Annotated in this window: 19 protein-coding genes and 1 pseudogene; 12 read left to right on the plus strand and 8 right to left on the minus strand. The window is 71.7% G+C overall.

What is annotated here, in order from left to right:
- The first annotated feature begins 45 nt into the window (after positions 1 to 45).
- Positions 46 to 1521, plus strand: coding sequence for an FAD-binding protein (locus ACIRS4_RS15845; RefSeq protein ID WP_404195400.1), 1476 nt, complete (start codon positions 46 to 48; stop codon positions 1519 to 1521).
- A gap of 89 nt (positions 1522 to 1610) precedes the next feature.
- Positions 1611 to 1982 (plus strand): DUF952 domain-containing protein, encoded by a 372-nt coding sequence (locus tag ACIRS4_RS15850; RefSeq protein WP_404195403.1) that lies wholly within the window; start codon positions 1611 to 1613, stop codon positions 1980 to 1982.
- A gap of 21 nt (positions 1983 to 2003) precedes the next feature.
- On the opposite strand, the gene ACIRS4_RS15855 is transcribed toward ACIRS4_RS15850, so the two are convergent.
- The 4 genes from ACIRS4_RS15855 to ACIRS4_RS15870 form a co-directional block, all read right to left on the minus strand.
- On the minus strand, positions 2004 to 2369 hold the full coding sequence (locus tag ACIRS4_RS15855) for an antibiotic biosynthesis monooxygenase family protein (protein WP_404195406.1): 366 nt from the start codon (positions 2367 to 2369) through the stop codon (positions 2004 to 2006).
- Positions 2370 to 2420: 51 nt separating this feature from the next.
- Positions 2421 to 3701, minus strand: coding sequence for a hypothetical protein (locus ACIRS4_RS15860; protein WP_404195408.1), 1281 nt, complete (start codon positions 3699 to 3701; stop codon positions 2421 to 2423).
- A gap of 131 nt (positions 3702 to 3832) precedes the next feature.
- Positions 3833 to 4390, minus strand: coding sequence for a tellurite resistance TerB family protein (locus ACIRS4_RS15865; protein WP_404195410.1), 558 nt, complete (start codon positions 4388 to 4390; stop codon positions 3833 to 3835).
- Between the two features lie 151 nt (positions 4391 to 4541).
- On the minus strand, positions 4542 to 4730 hold the full coding sequence (locus ACIRS4_RS15870) for a hypothetical protein (protein WP_358797823.1): 189 nt from the start codon (positions 4728 to 4730) through the stop codon (positions 4542 to 4544).
- 147 nt (positions 4731 to 4877) lie between these two features.
- On the opposite strand from ACIRS4_RS15870, the gene ACIRS4_RS15875 reads away from it, so the two are divergent.
- The 3 genes and pseudogenes from ACIRS4_RS15875 to ACIRS4_RS15885 form a co-directional block, all read left to right on the plus strand.
- A complete protein-coding gene (locus ACIRS4_RS15875) occupies positions 4878 to 6017 on the plus strand; it encodes a glutathione-independent formaldehyde dehydrogenase (RefSeq protein WP_404195413.1) in 1140 nt (379 codons plus the stop codon).
- Positions 6018 to 6181: 164 nt separating this feature from the next.
- Positions 6182 to 7069 carry a polysaccharide deacetylase family protein gene (locus ACIRS4_RS15880; RefSeq protein ID WP_404195416.1) on the plus strand — a complete coding sequence of 296 codons (888 nt, stop codon included), beginning with the start codon at positions 6182 to 6184 and terminating at the stop codon, positions 7067 to 7069.
- A gap of 134 nt (positions 7070 to 7203) precedes the next feature.
- A pseudogene (locus tag ACIRS4_RS15885) lies at positions 7204 to 7367 on the plus strand (CBS domain-containing protein); the annotation flags it as partial.
- 20 nt (positions 7368 to 7387) lie between these two features.
- Here the strand turns inward: ACIRS4_RS15885 and ACIRS4_RS15890 are convergent.
- The 4 genes from ACIRS4_RS15890 to ACIRS4_RS15905 form a co-directional block, all read right to left on the minus strand.
- Positions 7388 to 7708, minus strand: a complete 321-nt coding sequence (locus ACIRS4_RS15890; protein WP_404195418.1) for a GYD domain-containing protein — start codon at positions 7706 to 7708, stop codon at positions 7388 to 7390.
- A gap of 84 nt (positions 7709 to 7792) precedes the next feature.
- Positions 7793 to 9046: a serine hydrolase domain-containing protein gene (locus ACIRS4_RS15895; RefSeq protein ID WP_404195420.1), complete on the minus strand. Its 1254-nt coding sequence runs from the start codon at positions 9044 to 9046 to the stop codon at positions 7793 to 7795.
- Between the two features lie 95 nt (positions 9047 to 9141).
- Positions 9142 to 9852: a response regulator gene (locus ACIRS4_RS15900; RefSeq protein WP_404195422.1), complete on the minus strand. Its 711-nt coding sequence runs from the start codon at positions 9850 to 9852 to the stop codon at positions 9142 to 9144.
- Complete coding sequence (locus ACIRS4_RS15905; protein WP_404195425.1) at positions 9849 to 11030, minus strand: sensor histidine kinase; 1182 nt, start codon at positions 11028 to 11030, stop codon at positions 9849 to 9851. The genes ACIRS4_RS15900 and ACIRS4_RS15905 overlap by 4 nt, the downstream gene beginning before the upstream one ends.
- A gap of 210 nt (positions 11031 to 11240) precedes the next feature.
- Between ACIRS4_RS15905 and ACIRS4_RS15910 the strand changes: the two genes are divergently transcribed.
- The 7 genes from ACIRS4_RS15910 (at position 11241) to ACIRS4_RS15940 (ending at position 18762) form a co-directional block, all read left to right on the plus strand.
- A complete protein-coding gene (locus tag ACIRS4_RS15910; RefSeq protein WP_404195428.1) occupies positions 11241 to 12638 on the plus strand; it encodes a phosphatase PAP2 family protein in 1398 nt (465 codons plus the stop codon).
- A 33-nt stretch (positions 12639 to 12671) separates the two neighbouring features.
- Entirely contained in the window at positions 12672 to 13583 is a 912-nt protein-coding gene (locus ACIRS4_RS15915; protein WP_404195431.1) for a LysR family transcriptional regulator, read from the plus strand.
- 162 nt (positions 13584 to 13745) lie between these two features.
- The gene (locus tag ACIRS4_RS15920) at positions 13746 to 14912 is read left to right on the plus strand and encodes a CaiB/BaiF CoA transferase family protein (protein ID WP_404195510.1); all 1167 of its coding nucleotides are present in this window, start codon (positions 13746 to 13748) and stop codon (positions 14910 to 14912) included.
- Between the two features lie 92 nt (positions 14913 to 15004).
- On the plus strand, positions 15005 to 15799 hold the full coding sequence (locus ACIRS4_RS15925; protein ID WP_404195434.1) for a crotonase/enoyl-CoA hydratase family protein: 795 nt from the start codon (positions 15005 to 15007) through the stop codon (positions 15797 to 15799).
- 8 nt (positions 15800 to 15807) lie between these two features.
- Complete coding sequence (locus ACIRS4_RS15930; RefSeq protein ID WP_404195437.1) at positions 15808 to 16554, plus strand: acetoacetate decarboxylase; 747 nt, start codon at positions 15808 to 15810, stop codon at positions 16552 to 16554.
- Positions 16551 to 17516: a 3-hydroxyacyl-CoA dehydrogenase NAD-binding domain-containing protein gene (locus ACIRS4_RS15935; protein ID WP_404195440.1), complete on the plus strand. Its 966-nt coding sequence runs from the start codon at positions 16551 to 16553 to the stop codon at positions 17514 to 17516. The genes ACIRS4_RS15930 and ACIRS4_RS15935 overlap by 4 nt, the downstream gene beginning before the upstream one ends.
- Position 17517: 1 nt before the next feature.
- Positions 17518 to 18762 carry an acyl-CoA dehydrogenase family protein gene (locus ACIRS4_RS15940; RefSeq protein WP_404195442.1) on the plus strand — a complete coding sequence of 415 codons (1245 nt, stop codon included), beginning with the start codon at positions 17518 to 17520 and terminating at the stop codon, positions 18760 to 18762.
- The last annotated feature ends 119 nt before the right edge of the window (positions 18763 to 18881 follow it).

An 18881-nucleotide genomic window follows, 5' to 3' on the forward strand; every position in this document is an offset into this window, starting at 1 on the left:
AGATTTGATCATTTCTCCCGCACCGCTCGAAAGGTGGTACCGCGCATGCCCCGCACACCGTCCAGACGTAACGTCCTGCGTGGCCTCACGGTCGCCGGCACAGCCGCGGTGGTCGGCTTCGACACCGTCACCCGCAGCTGGGCCACCGACGGCACGGCGTCCGTCGCCACGCCGACCGGCATACCCGCGCTGGACGGCACGCTCCTCACCGACGCCGCTTCCCTCACCGCCGCCGCCGACGACTTCGGCCACATCGTGCACCGCGGCCCCCGCGCCGTGCTGCGTCCCGGCTCCGTCCGCGACGTCGTCAGCATGGTCCGCTTCTGCAACACCCACTGCCTCCCCGTCGCCCCCCGCGGACAGGGACACGCGCCGTTCGGCCAGGCCCAGGCGGAAGGCGGCCTGGTCATCGAGACCGCGCCCCTCGCGAGCATCGGCCCCGTCGGCCCGGGCAGCACCACCGTCACCGTCGGCGCGGGCGCCCGCTGGAGCGAGGTCGCCCGGGCCACCCTCGCCCACGGCCTCACCCCGCCGGTCTTCACCGACTACCTCGAACTGTCCGTCGGCGGCACGCTGTCCGTCGGCGGCCTCGGCGGCCAGGCCCACCGCCACGGCGCGCAGGTCGACAACGTCACCGAGCTCCGCGTCGTCACCGGCGCCGGCGAACTCGTCCGCTGCTCGCCCACCCGCCGCGCCGACCTCTTCCACGCCGTCCTCGCCGGCCTCGGCCAGTGCGCGGTCATCGTCGAGGCCACTCTGCGCCTCGTCCCCGCGCCCGAGACCGTGCGCCACTACCACCTGCCGTACACCGACCTGGAGACCTTTCTCGACGATCAGCGCCGCCTGGTGGAGGAAGCGCGCTTCGACTACGTCGAGGGCCAGGTCTCCGCGGACGCCGACGGCGCCTTCCGCGTCTACACCCTCGAAGCCGTCGCCTACGGCCCGCCCGTCGGCCCCGCTCCCGACGACGCCGCGCTGCTTCGCGGGCTGCGCCACGACGCGGCCGGCGCCCGCCACGAGGACCGCGGTTACTTCGACTTCCTCAACCGGCTGGCCCCCTGGGTCGCCGCGCAGAAAGCCGCCGGCATCTGGACGTACGCCCACCCCTGGCTCAACCTCATGATCCCCGGCTCCTCCGCCGCGGCCCTGAGCGCACCGCTCCTGGACGCCCTCACCCCGGCCACGCTCGGCCCCGGCGTCGTCCTCTTCTACCCCCTCCTGCGCGGCCGCCTCACCACCCCGCTGCTGCGCGCCTCCGACGAGCCGACGTCGTACCTCTTCGACATCCTGCGGGCCCTCCCGCCGGGCGACAGCGCCGCCGTCGACGGCGCCCTGGCCGCCAACCGCGCCGCCTACGAGTCCGTCGCCGCCGGTGGCGGCACGCAGTACCCCGTCGGCAGCATCCCGTTCACGCCCGAGGACTGGCGCGCCCACTTCGGCCCCGCCTGGCCCGCGCTGATGGCGGCCAAGCGCACGTACGACCCCCGGGGCATCCTCGTCCCCGGCCAGCACGTCTTCTGACGTCCCCGGCCGAGCGGTCAGGCCCTGGTCCCGCCGGCCTGACCGCTCCCCGTTGCGGCACGAGCACCGGGCGGCGGAGTAATCGGACGATGATCTACCACGTCATGGCGAAGGACGAGAAGGACGCCTGGGACGCGCACCCCGGCCGGCCCTACGCCCCCGCCTCCCTCGCGGCGGACGGCTTCGTGCACTGCTCGCCGGACGAGCGGACCACGCTCGCCGTGGTGAACGCGTTCTACCGAACCCCGGACCGGCCGCTGCTGGCGCTGCTGCTGGACGAGGAGCGGCTCGGCGCGCGGTGCGAGTGGGAGGCGGCGGCGCCCGCACCGCCGCCCGGGGTGGCCGAGGACGTCCTGTTCCCGCACGTCTTCGGCCCGCTCGACCGGGAGGCCGTCGTACGGGTCCTCGAAGTGGTGTGGGACGAGGAGGGGCGGGCGGCGGCTCTGGCCGAGACCGGCTGACCGGCCCCTCCTCCCGCGGTGTCAGTCCTGCTTCGGGCCGGTCTGCTGGACCACCTCGAAGGACCACAGCGTCGCACCCGTCGCCGCGGGCTTCGGCCGCTCACCGCCCTCGGCCCCGTGCCCCTGAGCGGAGCCGCCCCCGGCGGAACCGGACGCGCCGGCGTGGGCCGCCTGACCGCGGCCGGACATCCACGCCTGGAAGTCCTCCTCGCTGCGCCAGCGCGTGTACACGAGGTAGGTGTCGGTGCCCTCGACGGGGCGGAGCAGCTCGAACCACTCGAAGCCGTCCGAGCCCTCCACCGCGCCGGCGCGGGCCGCGAACCGCTTCTCCAGCGTCTCGCGCTGCTCCGCCGGGACCGTGAGTACGTTGATCTTGACGATGCTCATGGGCCCATTGTCGCCCCCGGCGGCGGCCGGGAGCGGCAGGCCCCGGCGACCTCAGGAGCCGTCCGCCCGCACCGCGTACACGTACCGCGTGCCGTCGTACTCGCTGAGGTTCCAGATCACGGACTCCGGGAATGCCCAGCCGGACGCCGAGCTGCTGTGGAAGCTCAGGTCCTCGCAGCCGATGGCCAGGTCACAGACGGTGGTGGCGGTGCCGGCGCCGGAGTTGAAGGTGCGCAGGGCCCCCTTGCGGGTGCGGCCGTCGCTCACCGAGAGGTAGTGCTTGCTGGTGCGGGAGACGACGCCCTGGATCGACTTCTGGCTGATGCTGACGGCCTCGGACGCGGTCAGGGACGACGGCTGCCGGGTGGTGTAGTCGAGGTTCCAGCGGACCACCTTGGGCGCGGTGACGGTGCCCTTGCCGGTGCCGATGTAGCCCTTCTCGTCGTAGTCGACGATGCCGGCCTCCGAGTACTCGCTGACCACGAAGCTGTCGGGGCTGCTCGCCCGGTCGAGGCCGATCGCCGAGTAGCGCAGGTAGGTGCCCGCGTTGTCGTAGGCGTGGCTCTGCGGCAGGACGTACTGGTAGCTGTAGCCGTAGTGCTTGCCGTCGGTGTGCAGTCCGCACACGTCGGCCTCGGAGGTGGCGACCTTGAAGAAGTTCCGCAGGTCGAACACCCGCAGCCCCTTGTACGTGTCGACGACGTACAGCAGGTCCCCGTACCAGAGGATGCCGCCGGCGTGCCGCTGCACGGGGTTGAAGGAGTAGGCGCCGGAGCTGGTCTTGACCGGCTCGACCAGCAGCACGTGCCGGTAGGTGGGCGCGGCGGCGTTGCTGTAGTCGACGAAGCTCAGCCGGATGCCCTTGTCGAGCGGGTACTCCAGCTCGGGGTCGTCGTCCGTGTTGGTCTGGAAGTACCAGGAGACGATCAGGGCCTTGTTGTTCCCGTTCGCCGGGTAGAGGCCGTTGCCGTAGGCGTCGGCGCTGGTGGTGATGCCCTGCGGGACCCAGTAGTCGACCCCGTTGTCGCCGCTCTCCCAGGCGAAGCCCGCCTGGAACGCCTCGACGGTGCCCGGGGCGGAGGTGAGGCGCTGGGCGTTGCGGTTGGTGTCGGCGAGGACGGTGGCCGCGTCCACCTTGGGCAGGACGGCGGCCAGACCGGCCGTCAGGTCGGCGAACTCGCCGTGGCTGTTGCGGGACCGGCTGGTCAGGCGGAACTGGCCGGCGTCTACGGTGGCCGCGTGTGCCGTGGCCGGCGCCAGCACGCCGGCGCCGGCCGCGATCACCGGTGCGGCGGCCATGCTCTTCAGGATTGCCCTGCGCGTCGTGGTCATGACGCGCAAAAGTAGGCGCATTCGATCAAGCAGCACAAGCGAGGTCCGGCGGCCGCCCTCCTCCAAGACGCCCTCGGGCGGGTCGCTTTACCGCGATGACCTCACGGAACCAAGGGCTGTCCCGTAAGCCCTCAGAGACCGAACTCCTGCGCTGACAGCCCGAGCACCTGGCACGCCTCGCGCAGGACCTGCTCCTCCGCCGGCGCCACGTACCCGTCGGCGCCCGCGACGACGAAGCCGGTCTGGACGACCGCTCTGGCCTCCGTCGGCTTCTTCGCGGCCTTGGCGATCTCCTGGAGCGCCTCGGCCTTGCCCTGCGGGAAGTCGAAGGCCAGCTGGTCGACGTGCTTGTTGAACCGCTGGCGCAGCTGCTCGGACGGGAAGTTCTGCAGGACGTCGTTGTGCAGGATCAGCGACTCCACGTGCTGCCGCTCGGCCGGGTCGACATGCCCGTCGGCCGCCGCGACCAGCGCGCACATGGCCATGCTCGCGTCCCGGTAGGCGCCGCTCTTCAGCTCGGTCTTGAGCGAGGTGAGCTGCGACTTGAGCGCGCTGACCAGCTGGGCGCGCGAGCCCGACCCGCCGTGGGAACCCGAGCCCGGCCGGCCGTGGCCGCCCGAGCCCCGCGCACCCTGCGCCTGCTGCTGCAATCCCTTGGCCTGGTCCTTGATCCGATCCCACATCGCCACGCGTGCCACCTCGGCTTCAGCCCATGTCGTTCCGGTCGTCCGCGTGCCTCGCACGCGTCACTGTGTCAACGGCCGACCACGGCGCGGAGTTCCACAGCGGCCCCACAGGCACCCGGACGGGGGCGCGCCGCCTCGGATCCGGGGCGTGTCGTCAGATCCGGGGCGCGTCGTCGGGCTGCGTGTCGGCGAACTCCCACCAGGCGAGCGGCAGCCAGTCGCCGTTCACGAAGCCGTCGACGGACGATCCGGTGCCGCGGATGGACACCTGGGTCCCCTCGGGATAACTGGTGCCGGACAGCCCGCACACCGGGACGAGCAGCACGCCGAGACGTCGGGTCACGTTCCTGGTCCTCTCACGCTGGATTCGAGTAGATCGAGTAAAGCCGAACGAACGGTCCCCCTGGATGCAAATCATCCCAGCATGGACGAATCTGGAATATGAGGAATCGCACACAGGGACAGTCGAGCTGAGTGGAGGTGCTCGACGATGAGGGCTGTCGTGTACAAGGGACCGTTCGAAGTAGCGGTCGAGCAAGTGGAGGATCCCCGGATCCAGCACCCGAACGACGTGACGGTACGGGTCACGTCCACCGCCATCTGCGGCTCCGACCTGCACATGTACGAAGGTCGCACCGCCGCCGAACCGGGCATCGTCTTCGGCCACGAGAACCTCGGCGTCGTCGAGGAGACCGGTGAGGGCGTGAAGACGCTCAGCCGCGGCGACCGGGTCGTGATGCCGTTCAATGTGGCCTGCGGCTTCTGCAAGAACTGCACCGCGGGGTTCACCGGCTTCTGCCTGACGGTGAACCCGGGCTTCGCGGGCGGCGCCTACGGTTACGTGGCGATGGGCCCCTATGTCGGCGGGCAGGCGGAGTACATCCGTGTGCCCTACGCCGACTTCAACTGCCTGAAGCTTCCCGAGGGCACCGACAACGAGTCCGACTTCATCCTGCTCGCCGACATCTTCCCGACCGGCTATCACGGCAACGAGCTGGCCGACGTCCGTCCCGGCGAGAGCGTCGCCGTCTACGGCGGCGGCCCGGTCGGGCTGATGGCCGCCTACTCGGCGATGCTGCGCGGCGCGAGCAAGGTGTTCGTGGTCGACCGGGTGACCGAGCGGCTGCAGAAGGCCGAGGAGATCGGCGCCGTGCCGATCGACTTCAGCAAGGGCAACCCGGTGGAGCAGATCAAGGAGCACACCGACGGCCAGGGCGCCGACAAGGGCATCGACGCCGTCGGCTACCAGGCGCAGGCCCGCGGCGAGGATCGCGAGGAGCCGGCGACGGTGCTGAACTCGCTGGTCGAGTCGGTCCGGCCGACGGGAGCCCTGGGCGTGCCCGGGCTGTACGTCCCGCGTGACCCGGGCGGCCCGGACGAGCACTCCAAGCAGGGCATGCTGATGGTGTCCATCGGCCGCCTCTTCGAGAAGGGGCTGAAGGTGGGCACGGGGCAGTGCAACGTCAAGCGCTACAACCGTCAGCTCCGCGACATGATCATCGAGGGCAGGGCGCGGCCGAGCTTCGTCGTCTCGCACGAACTGCCCCTCGACCAGGCGCCGTCGGCGTACGAGAAGTTCGACAAGCGCATCGAGGGCTACACCAAGGTCGTCCTGCACCCGCAGATGTAGGCGGCGCAGCCCGCGTGAACACACGCACCCGCACACAGGGGGCGTCTCGAATCCCCAGGTCGATGACCTGGGGATTCGCCGTGTGATCGTGCCCACCGAGGGCAGCGGAACCCTGGACACCCGTTCGTCGTCAACCAGTGCGAACGGGTTGCGGTGCGGACGACATGGGGTGGGGCGCGGTGGACAGGCGGATCAGGGGGGCGGCGCTGGCCTGCCTCCTTCTCGCGACGGGCGTGACGGCGGGCTGCTCGACCGGGTCCTCGGCGAAGAGCTCGAAGTCCCCGTCCCCGACCGGGTCCCGCGCCTCCGCGGCGCCCTCGGGGAGCACGGGGAGCGCCGGGGGCGGCTCCGGCGGGCGGGCGGCCGTCGAGGCCGCCTACCGCAAGTGGGGTCTGAAGCCGCTCGCGGCTCCGCCCGCCCCGCCCGCGGCCAAGCCGGCCCCGTCGTCGAAGGCCGGTCCCGGGGTACCGGTGATCAGCGAGATACCCACCGACCAGAAGATCGTCTTCCTCACCATCGACGACGGGGCCGAGAAGGACCCGGAGTTCGTGACGATGATGCGGGAGCTGAAGATCCCCTTCACGATGTTCCTCACGGACTCCGCCATCCGCGGCGACTACGACTACTTCAAGCCGCTCCAGGAGTTCGGCGAGGGAGTCCAGAACCACACGCTGACCCACCCGAATCTGCGCACGCTGGGGGCGGCGGCGCAGAAGCGCGAGATCTGCGGACAGCAGGACAAGCTGAAGGAACGGTACGGCGCCGCGCCGCGGCTGTTCCGCCCGCCGTACGGCAACTGGAACGAGGACACGCGGGCCGCGGCGGGGTCGTGCGGCGTCGAGGCGATCGTCCTGTGGCGGGAGTCGATGCAGATCAAGAACATGCAGTACCAGCGGGGGGACAAGAAGCTGCATCCCGGTGACATCATCCTGGCCCACTTCCGGGGGCCGTCGGACCTCAAGGGGACGACGATGACGGAGATGACGGCCAATCTGCTGCGGCACATCCAGGAGCAGGGGTTCACGGTCGCCCGGCTGGAGGACTACCTGTAGCGCCGGGCCCCGGCCTCCGGGACGGGCGCGTCGATCCGACGGGCCTTCGGGGAGACGGGGCGTTGCGGAAGGAGATCTCGCGGCCCGCCACCACCGCCTCCTACGGCGACCAACCCCGACCAGGAACGTCACCTCGATCTCCGCCCGAGCTGACCGAGGACGCCACCGTCGCCGACGCGATCGAGGTGCTGCGCCGCCGCAGGGCCTCGCTCGCGGTGGTCCGCGACGACTCCGGCTCACCGGCACGGTGAGCCTGGACGACCTGCTGGCCCGCTTCCTCCAGGCGCACACGGCGTGAAGGACGCCCGTGAGGGTTTCTCAGGCGCCGGGCGCCCGGAAGGAGACCTCACGGCGGGCGGCCTCGTCGATCTCGTCGACCGTGAGGAGCGGGGTGGCCCGGGTGCGCAGACCGCCGCTGGCCTTGACGGCGAGGCTGACGGCGGCCATCGAGACCGGGTCGGGGAAGTCCACGAGGAGGATGATGTCGTCCTCCCCGAAGGCGAAGTACATGGCCTCGACGCTGCCGCCGAGACCGGAGACGACCTGCTCCACGGCGGCACGGCGACCGCTCGCGCCCTCGCTGAGCAGCCCCTGGGCGCCCTCGGAGGTGTAGGTCGCCTGGATGAGAAACCTCGGCATCGGGACGCTCCCTGCCCGTCGCTGGTCCGGTGTGCACATGCCCTTCCCGCCCGGAGGCGGCGGCCACGCCTCACGCCACCGGATTCACTCGTTGGACGGCGTCCCGTACACCGCCACCATGATGTTCAGCGCCACCGGGTTCATGTCCTGACCCTTGGCGTCGGTGGAGTTGACGCTGTAGACGAGGGTGCGCGAGCCGTTGCGGGTGGAGGCGATGGCCGCGTTGTAGCCCCAGCGGCCGCCCGTCTTGCCCCACACCTCGCGGCCGCCCAGCTTCTTCATCGACAGGCCGACGGCGTACGCGGCCGATTTGCCGCTCTTGAAGTCCTTCACCTGAGGCAGGGTGAACATCTCCTCCAGCAGCGGGCCGCGCACGACGCGTCCGCGGAACAGGGCCCGGGTGAACCGCTCCAGGTCCGCCGTGGTCGAGACGATGTCGCCGGCGGCCCAGCCGTCCGTCGTCCCCCACACGGACACGTCACGCAGGCCCGTCGTCCCGTCGTCCAGCGTCATCGTCTGGTAGCCGTGGTTGTACGGGCCGGCCAGGCGCGGGTTCCTTCCCGGGAAGTACGTGTCGCGCAGCCCGAGCGGCTTCAGGATCCGGCGGCCGACCTGGTGCTCGTAGGAGTCGCCCGTGACCCGCTCGATCAGCAGACCGGCGACGGTGTAGCCGATGTTGAGGTAGTGCTGCCGCTTCCCCGGCTCGAACTCGCGCGTCTTGGAGGTGGCCGAGCGGACCATGTCCTCGGGGTCGTGGATCCGGAAGCGGTCCGCGTACCACTCCTCGACCGTCGTCCCGGGGAAGTCGGGGGCCGGGATGCCGTGCGTGTGGTTGAGCAACTGCCGCACGGTGACACCCTCGTACGAGGCGGGGATCAGCTCCGGCAGGTAGGAGCGGGCGCTCCGGTCCAGGTCGAGCCGGCCCTCGGCGGCCAGTTGCAGCGCGACCGCCGCCGTGAAGACCTTGGTCACCGAGCCGGCGCGGAAGCGGGCCGTCGGGTCGGCAGGGCGGCCGCTTTCCAGGTCGTGCACGCCGGAACCGCCACGCCAGACGCCCTCGGTGCCTCCGACGCGCACCAGCGCGGCCGTCGCGTCCGCCGACGGCAGGTCCGCGAGGGCCTTCTCCAGCGCGGGGATCGCGGACTGCGCCGAAACGGCGTGGGAGGACGGGGCCGGCGGGGCGGACGCGACGGCCGGGCCCGTCGCCGCGCCGAGGACGAGCGAGGCGGCGAGGAGGACGAGGGCGCCACCGCGTGCGCCCCTGTTCCTCGCCGTGCTCGCGTTTCTCGCCGTGCTCGCGTTCCGGGCCGGGCTCGGGTTCTCTCGCGTGCTCCGCATGGTCAACTCCCAAGGCGTGAACCGTTGTCGGTGATGGCTCCATCCTTGTGACCGGCGGCGTCCGGCGGACCGCCCGCGCGGGCGGTCCTGCGGGCTCAGTCCCTCGCCGACGCGGGGGAGGCCCCGGGCCGGGACGCTCCCCCGGGCGGGGGATCGCCGGCCGCGACCAGGCCCGTCTCGTACGCGCAGATCACGGCCTGGATCCGGTCCCGCAGCCCCAGCTTGGAGAGGACGTTGCCCACGTGCGTCTTGACCGTGTGGTCGCTGACGACCAGTTCGGCGGCGATCTCCGCGTTCGACAGCCCCCGGGCGAGCAGCAGCAGCGTCTCGCGTTCCCGGCCGGTCAGCACGTCCAGGCGGGCATGGGGGCGCCGGGTCCGGGCGGCAGGCCGGGTGTACTGCTCCACCAGCCGCCGGGCGACGGACGGCGCGAGCAGGGAGTCGCCTCGCGCCACCACGCGTACCGCGTGCACGAGGTCGTCGCGGCGGACGTCCTTCAGCAGGAAGCCGCTCGCGCCCGCGTGCAGGGCCTCGTACACGTACTCGTCGGAGTCGAAGGTCGTCAGCATCACCGTCCGGCAGTCGCCCGCCGCGCTGATCGTGCGACAGGCCTCGATGCCGTCCACGCGGGGCATCCGGATGTCGAGCAGCGCCACGTCTGGCCGGTGCCGCCGCACCGCCTCGACCGCCTCGGCCCCGTCGCCCGCCTCCGCGACCACCTCGATGTCGGGCTGGACGTCCAGGATCATCGCGAAGCCGCTGCGCACCAGCTCCTGATCGTCGGCGACCACCACACGGATCGTCACCGGGCCGCCTCCGCCGCCGCTGCCGCCGTGGCCGGCGCCGGGATGAGGACCCGCACCGCGAAGCCGCGGCCGTCCGGGCCGCGGCCGGTGACCGCCGTGCCGCCGTGCGCCGCCGCGCGCTCGCGGATCCCGACGAGCCCGTGGCCGCCGTCCCCGCGCCCGGCGGCGCCCTGCGGACCTCGCCCGTCGTCCGTCACCTCGATGGACAAGTCGCTCTCCCCGTAGTCGAGACGGACGGACGCGATGGCCGCGTCCGCGTGCTTGACGGTGTTCGTCAGCGCTTCCTGGACGATCCGGAAGACGGTCGCCCCGGTCGCGTCCGGCAGCGGCCGGGCGTGCCCGGCCGTGCGGTACCGGACGTCGAGGCCGCCGGCCCGTACCCGCTCGAGGAGGCCGGGCAGGTCCGCGAGGCCCGGCTGCGGCTCACGCGGCGCGCCCCGCACGTCGTCCGGCATATCGCCGTCGCGCAACACCCCCAGCATGCGGCGCAGTTGGGTCATGGCGTCCCGGCCCGTCTCGGAGATCGCGTCGAAGGCGGCCTCCGCCCGCTCCGGAGCGGTGCGCACCGCGACCGGCCCGGCCTCCGCCTGCACGATCATCAGGGCGACCGCGTGGGAGAGGATGTCGTGCATCTCCCGCGCGATGCGCGCCCGTTCGCGTGCGGCGGCCTGCTCCGCCTCCACCTTGTGCGCCCGCCGGCGGGCGTCGGTCAGCCGGCCGAAGACATAGGCGGCCGCGAACACGAAGAAGGAGAAGGTCAGTTCACGTGCCGACCGGGTGTTGAGCCACACGCCCACGGGCACGGCGACCATGAGCAGCAACCCGGTCACCAGCCTCCTGCGCGGCGGCGACAGCGCGGCGATCGTGTAGACGATCACGAGCCCGGTGTACGGCAGCGGCTGCCCGGGCCCGTCCAGGGTCAGCCGGTACAGGACGTTGGCCGCCAGGATCGCGAGCAGTACGGCGACCGGAGCGTGCCGCCGCCACACGAGCGGGACCACGGTGAGGGTGGCCAGCCCGTACGCGGGCCAGGTCGCCGGTTCGAGGTCTGGCGGGCGCGGCACGACGAACGGCATCGTCATCGCCGCCTGCACCAGCAGCGCGATGCCGATGTCCACCAGCAGCGGATGGGCCGCCCCCAGCGTCCGGCCCCGCTCCCACCACCCCCGCGCGATCATCCGACCCCCGGTCCCCGTCCCGTTCCGGCCCGAGCCGGAAGCACGAATCCACACGGTAACGGCCCGGATCTCCCCGGGGGCCGACGGAGCAACCTTTCAGGGCTCCTCCTCGTCTATGACGTGGCTGCCGGACGGACGACCCCGACGACAGCGCACGACGTTCCACCTCGGGACTTCGGACTTCCCCTACCGGCTGAGTGATTGATATTCATGACATCGCGGTCATCTGCGCGAATAAACGACAGACTCCCGTCCCCGGTGCGTAGCCGGTCGCGGACGGTCCTCTGGGCCGCGGCGGGCGCGCTGGTCCTCGGCTTCCAGATCGCGATGGAGATCGCCGCGCACCGGTACGGCCTGCCGGGGCCGCTCACCAACCAGGCCCGGGAGGTGCTGGCCGCCCCCAAGTCGGGATACCTGCTCTACGCGAGCCTGGTGCTGACGATGGTGGTGCTCACCTGGCGGCAGCGGTTCGTCGCGACGGGCATCGCGTTCGGCGTCGACATCGTCTCCGTGCTGGTGCGGTGGGCGCTCGGCATCGAGGTGACCGAGGGCGACCCCTTCGGCAACGGCGCGCTGTGGGTGGTCCTCGGCTGCGGGGTCGTCGCCGTCACCCGCCGCACCGGAGCGGAACGTGCCCTGCTGCTGAAGGGCGTGGGGCTGGGTCTGCTGCTGGTGGCCGGCCGCAAGACCGGCGACCTGTGGCTGCTGCTCACCGCCGAGACCCGTCACACGGTGCTCGACCAGTACGTGGCGACCGCCGACCACGCGCTGGGCAGCCCCTCCTGGGTCGTGGGGCGGATCGTCTACTCCACGGGCCCGGCCGGTTACCGCTTCCTGGAGTTCGTCTACGGCCAACTCGCCGTGGCCGCGGTCCTCTTCGCGCTGTACCGGCTGCGTCACGTGGCGGTCGAGCGGCGCTTCCCCCGCCATCACCTCGTGCGCACCTTCCTGGTGATCGGCCTGCTGGGCCCCGCCATCTACATGATCTTCCCAGTGGTCGGGCCGATCTACGCCTACGGCGGCGGCAGCGAGAACTGGGCCTCGCCCGACCACTGGTCGCAGTCAGCGTCCGTGGTCCACTGGGCGGTGGCCGACTGGTGGCCGGAGACCCCGCCGCCGGTCGGTGTCCCGGAGCCGATGCCGTACGACAGCGTCACCGCGCGCAACTGCATGCCCAGCCTGCACACGGCATGGTCCGTCGCGATCTTCGTCCATTCCCGGAAGGCGCCCCGGCCGATCCGGTACGCGGGCGCGTTCTGGCTGGTCGCCACGCTCACCGCGACGGTGGGCTTCGGCTACCACTACGGCGTGGACCTGGTCGCAGGCGTGGTGTTCGCGCTGACCGTCGAGGCGGCGCTGCGCTCGCAGGCGTACGGCTGGGACCGGGCGGGCCTGCTGGTGGTCGGCCACGGCACGGCCGTCTTCGCCGCGCTGCTGCTGTCCTACCGCTACCTGCCGGTGGAGATGGCCGAACACCCCTGGGTGGCCGGCCCGCTCCTGCTCCTGGCAATGGCCTCGGTGGTCTACGGCTACGTCCGCGCGTTCTCCCGCCGGGAGCCCGCGGCCGCGCCGGCCCCACGAGCGGAGCCACAGCCCGAACCGGCGTGATCGGGCCGCCGGACAGGCTCTAAGGTTGACGGCGTGGAGCTCCTGCACCTGCGCTACTTCGTCGCCGTTGCCCAAGAACTCAACTTCTCCACCGCGGCCCGCAAGCTGCACATGGCGGCGTCCCCGCTGAGCCGGAGAATCAAGGACCTGGAGCAGGAGCTCGGGCACCGGCTGTTCGACCGCGACACGCACCATGTGAAGCTCACCCCGGCCGGCAGTGCGCTGCTGCCGATCGCACGGGGCGTCCTGGAGCAGGTCGACTCCGTGCGGTGGCGGCTGGACGAGGCGATGCGGCCCCGGCGGACCACCGTGCTGCTCGGCGTGCCCAGCGGCATCCACCCCGACCTCAGGGAACGGACGGACGAGCTGGCGGAACGGGTCGGCGAGCGGTTCGAGGTCAAGCGCTGGCCGGGCGGCACCGAGCGGCTGGTCGACGCGGTGTGCGACGGCAGACTGGCGCTGACCCTGGCCCGGCTTCCGGTCGGCGGCGACCCGGCCCTGGAGCAGCTGCCGGTGATGTCGGAGCGGCTGGGCGCGGTGGTGCCGAGGGACCGGTTCGAGGGGCGGGAGTCGGTCGCCCTGGCGGAGCTGTCCGAGCTCGCCTACGCGGGCTCGCCCTCGGCGGTGACCAACGCGTACTTCCGCGGGCTGGACCAGCAGCTGCACGAGCTCGGCATCAGGAAGCGCATCGAGCTGAGCAGCGCCACATTCGACGGAGTATCCGAAATAGTGTCCGGCGGCCTGGCCTTCTCCATTTCGATGCTCGATTCCCGCAGTCCCATGCACAATCACCTTCTCGGTAATGTCGCCGTCCTTCCCTTCTCCGATTTCCACCCTCGCCTGGAGACCGGTCTGCTGTGGCGCAAGGACCGAGCGAACGGCGGTGACCTGGAAGAACTCATCGCCGCTGTCCGCCAGGTCTTCGCCCGCCCGCTCCACGCATAAACTCCACAAACGCTTCACATGGCGGTAAGACCGCTGCGGTCATACCGCTTCTCTCTGTTCGGTCATTCCAATTCGTTCCGTTCCCCATAACGCCTTGCTAACTTAGTTGGCAGATACATACACATGGCGAAGCGAGAAACGGAAGGGATTGCGATGACGGACATCACGCAGATCGCGGACACCGTGGCCGGCCCCCTGGCGGGCGTGCGGGTGATCGACCTGTCGACCGTGGTCATGGGCCCCTACGCCGCCCAGATCCTCGGCGACCTGGGCGCCGACGTGATCAAGATCGAGTCGCCCGCCGACACCGTCCGCGTGGGCCACTACCGCGCCACGCCGGGCATGACCCCGCTGAACCTCAACGTCAACCGCAACAAGCGCAGCGTCGCCCTCAACCTCAAGGACGACACCGAGCGCGAGCGGGCGCTGGAGCTGATCGACGCAGCCGACGTCCTGATCACCAACATGCGCCCCGGCGCGCTCGCGCGGCTGGGCCTGTCCTACGAGGCGATCGCGGCCCGCAACCCCGGGCTCGTCTACGCGCACGCCCAGGGCTTCCGCAGCGACTCCGACAGGGCCGGCAACGCCGCCTACGACGAGAGCGTGCAGGCCGCGTCCGGGCTCGTCGACATCGCCGACCGGGCGCTGGGCGAGCCGGTCTACCTGCCGACCATCATCGGCGACAAGGTCTCCTCCCTGACCATCGCCTACAGCGTGCTCGCCGCGCTGCTGCACCGCGACCGCACCGGCCAGGGCCAGCTCGTGGAGATCCCGATGACGGACACCATGATCGCCTTCAATCTGGTCGAGCACCTCGCGGGCCACACCCACGTGCCCGAGTCCGGCCCCACCGGCTTCGCGCTGTCGATGCTCAAGGGCCACAAGGCGGTCCGCACCAAGGACGGCCTCGCCTGCGTCATCCCCTACAACCCGCAGAACTACCGGGACTTCTTCACCGCCGCCGGGCACCCGGAGCTCGCCGAGGACCCGCGCGTCAACGGGGACGCCATCGACAGCGCCGACCACGAGGACCTGGCCGCCCTGGTCGACGCCTGCGCCCCGACGCTCACCACCGAGGAGTGGGCGGAGGTGTGCGCCAAGCACAGCATCCCGATGGCCCCAGTGCTGGAGCTCGACCGCGCGCACGAGGACCCCTACGTCCAGGACGGCCACCTGCTCGACACGGTCGAGCACCCCACCGAGGGCGCGGTCCGCACCGTCGGCATCCCGGTGCGCTTCTCCGCCACCCCCGGCTCGATCCGCCGCCTCGCCCCGGTCGCCGGCCAGGACACCGAGGCCGTGCTCGCCGAGCTCGCCGCCGGTCGCTGAGCGGCGCCCGCACCCTCACCCCGCCCGGGGAGCGGCCGTCCCCCCGCGGGCACGCCGCACTCCCCGACGGGCCGTCACAGGAGAACCCCATCATGAGCACCCCCACCACTCCCAGCGACCCGAGCGCCGCCGTCGTGCGCACCGAACGCGTCGGGTCCGCCCTCCTGATCACCCTCGACCGCCCCGAGGCCCGCAACGCCGTGAACGCGGCCGTGGCCACCGCGCTGGCCGGCGCACTCGACGAGCTGGAGGCCGACCCCGAGCTGCGGGTCGGCGTCCTGACCGGCGAGGGCGGCACGTTCAGCGCCGGCATGGACCTCAAGGCCGCCCTGCGCGGCGAGTCGCCCGAGATCGAGGGCCGCGGCTTCGGCGGCCTCACCGAATCCGAGCCGGCCAAGCCCCTCATCGCCGCCGTCGAGGGCTACGCGATGGGCGGCGGCTTCGAACTCGCCCTGGCCTGCGACCTGATCGTCGCCGCCGAGGACGCCCGCTTCGGTCTCCCCGAGGTCAAGCGCGGACTGATCGCCGCGGGCGGCGGCGTGATCCGGCTGCCCAAGCGCGTCCCGCACCACCTCGCCATGGAGTTCCTGCTCACCGGCGACCCCGTCGACGGCCGCCGCGCCGGCGAACTGGGGCTGGCCAACCGGGTCACGGCCACCGGCGAGGCCGTCGCCGAGGCACTCCGGCTGGCCGAACGGCTCGCTGACAACGCCCCGCTCGCGCTGGCGACCGTCAAGCGCGTCGTCCGCGCCGCCGACGGCGCCCCCGACGCCGACGCCTTCGCCTTCCAGCGCGAGGAGATGCGCGCCCTGATGGCCTCCGCCGACGTCCGCGAGGGCATGACCGCCTTCGCCGAGCGCCGCCCCGCGCGGTGGACGGGGAAGTGAGGCGGACCATGAAGGCCGAGGACGTACGACAGCACGTCACCACCCCCCTCGCCGCCCCGGCGTACGCGCCGACGGTCCCGAGGTTCACCGACCGCGAGTACCTCAACGTCGTCTACCGCACCGACCCCGACGCTCTGCGCGCCGTCGTCCCCGAACCCCTGCGGATCGACGAGCCGCTGGTCCGGTTCGAGGTCATGAAGATGGGCGACGTCAGCGGCTACGGCCCCTACACCGAGGCCGGCCAGGCGATCCCCGTCAGCTTCGAGGGCGAGCGCGGCGAGTACCTGCACTCGATGCACCTCGACAACTTCCCGGCGACCGCCTCCGGCCGCGAGGTCTCCGCCTATCCGAAGGTCATCGGCTCCCCGGCGCTGTACGTCGACGCGGGCACGTTGGTCGGCGCCCTCGACCACGGCAGCCTGCGGGTCGCCACCGCGACCATGGGCTACAAGCACCACGAGCTGGACCGGGACGAGGCCGAGGCGCAGATCACCGTGCCCACCTTCATGCTCAAGACGATCCCCGGCTACGACGGACTGCCGCGCGTGCAGGAACTCGTCCGCACCCGGATCACCGACGTCACCGTCAAGGGCGCCTGGACCGGCCCCGCCCGGCTCCAGCTGTTCCAGCACGTGCTGGCCCCGCTGGCCGACCTGCCGGTGCTGGAGGTCGTCTCCGCGAGCCACATCCTCACCGACCTGACGCTGAACGGCGTCGAGCCGGTCCACGACTACCTCAAGGAGGCCGCGTCATGACCCGCACCTTCCGCACGGCCGCGGTGATCGGCGCCGGGACCATCGGACTGTCCTGGACGGCTCTGTTCGCCGCGTACGGCCTCACCGTCAAGGTGAGCGACCCGCGCCCCGACCTCGCCGAGGCCCTGGAGGAGGCCCTGGCCCACAGCGCTCCCCAGCTCGCCGCCCGCGGCCTGGACGTGACGGGCCTCGCCGACCGGGTGCGCGTCGCCGCCGACGTGAGCGAGGCGGTCCGCGACGCCGACGTCGTCCAGGAGAACGGCCCCGAACGCGTCGAGTTCAAGCGGGACCTGTTCGCCGACCTGGCCCGTGAGGCGCCCGCCCACGCGCTGCTGCTCAGCTCCTCGTCGGCGATCCCGTCCAGCGCGTTCACGCGTGAACTGCCGGACGGGGCCGCCGCCCGGGTCCTGATCGGCCACCCCTTCAACCCGCCGCACCTGCTTCCGCTCGTCGAGGTCGTCCCCGGCGAACGCACCGGCGAGGACGCCGTCCGCGCCGCGGTGGACTTCTACGCCTCGGTCGGCCGCACCCCGGTCGTCGAGCGCAAGGAGATCCCCGGCTTCGTGGGCAACCGCCTGCAGAACGCGCTCGGTCGCGAGGCGGTGCACCTCGTCCAGGAAGGCGTGGTGACCCCCGAGGACCTCGACAAGGTCATGACGAACTCGCTCGGCCTGCGCTGGGCCGCCGTGGGGCCGTTCCTCGGCTCGCACCTGGGCGGCGGCCCCGGCGGCTACCGGCACCTCGTCGAGCACATCGGCGCCTCGATGCAGAGCCTGGGGGACGGCGACGGCCGCCCCGCGCCGAGCGCCGAGCAGACGGAACGGCTCATCGCAGCCGTGGAGAAGGCTTACGGCTCCTCCACGTACTCGGAACTCGCCGAGGCGCGCGACCGCAAGCAGCTGGCGGTCCTGGCCGCGCTGGCGGGCGCCGCCGGGACGACCACCCCGAAGGAGGAGAACTGAGATGACCACCCCGCAGACCACGACCCCGCAGACCACCACCCCGCAGGCCCCGGCCGCCGGCCCGATCGCCGACGAACTGGCCGCCGACTTCTACCACTACGAGTCCCTGCTCCCGGACGACGAGCGCAAGATCCTCCTCAAGGCCCGCGCGCTCATGCGCGACCAGGTCAAGCCGCTGGTCAACGACAACTGGGCCAAGGGCGAGTTCCCGAAGGAGCTCATCTCCCTGTTCCGCGAGAGCGGCCTCGCCGGCCTGCCCTACGAGGGCTACGGCGAGCACCGTCCGGCCGTCAGCAACCTCCTCAGCGGCATGCTGGCCCTGGAGATGACCCGCACCGACGCCTCGGTGTCGACCTTCTTCGGCGTCCACAACGGCCTGGCGATGTACTCCATCCACTCCGGCGGCGACCAGGAGCAGCGCGACCGCTGGCTGCCGGCGATGGCCGCGATGGACAAGATCGGCGCGTTCGCGATGACCGAACCGCTCGGCGGCTCCGACGTCGCGGGCGGCATGCGCACCACCGCCGAGCGCGAGGGCGACGCCTGGGTCCTGAACGGCGCCAAGAAGTGGATCGGCAACGCGACCTTCGCCGACTACGTCGTGGTGTGGGCCCGTGACGTCGACGACAACCACGTCAAGGGCTTCGTCGTCGAGAAGGGCACGCCCGGCTTCACCCCGGAGAAGATCGAGGGCAAGCTCGCCTTCCGGATCGTGGAGAACGCCGAGATCACCCTGACCGACGTCCGCGTCCCGGAGGCGAACCGCCTGCAGAACATCGACTCGTTCCGGGACGTCGCCGAGATCCTGCGCGCCACCCGCAGCGGCGTGGCCTGGCAGGCGCTGGGCGTGATGGTCGGCGCGTACGAGCTCGCCCTCGACTACGCGAGGGAGCGCCGCCAGTTCGGCCGGCCGATCGGCGGCTTCCAGCTGGTGCAGGACCTGCTGGTCAAGAGCCTGGGCGACATCACCGCCTCCTGGGGCATGCTGGTGCAGCTCGCCCGGCTTCAGGACGCCGGCATCTTCCGCGACGAACACTCCGCCCTGGCCAAGGCGTTCGTCACTGCGAGGATGCGGGACGTCGTCGCCCGCAGCCGCGAGATCTTCGGCGGCAACGGCATCCTCCTGGACCACGACATCCCCCGGTTCTTCGCCGACGCCGAGGCGATCTACTCCTTCGAGGGCACGCGGGAGATGAACACCCTGATCGTCGGCAAGGCCATCACGGGCCAGAGCGCCTTCGTCTGAGCACGATCGCCTCCGCCACCGACAACCCCCGGGTTCCGCCCGGGGGTTGTCGTCGTCGTGGAGCGGGGCACAGCCGGACGGGGCCCGGTGTCCGAAACCGAACGGATACCGAAACCGTA

Origin of the sequence: Streptomyces sp. NPDC101166 (assembly GCF_044768125.1) — a bacterium.
Taxonomy (GTDB): Bacteria; Actinomycetota; Actinomycetes; order Streptomycetales; family Streptomycetaceae; genus Streptomyces.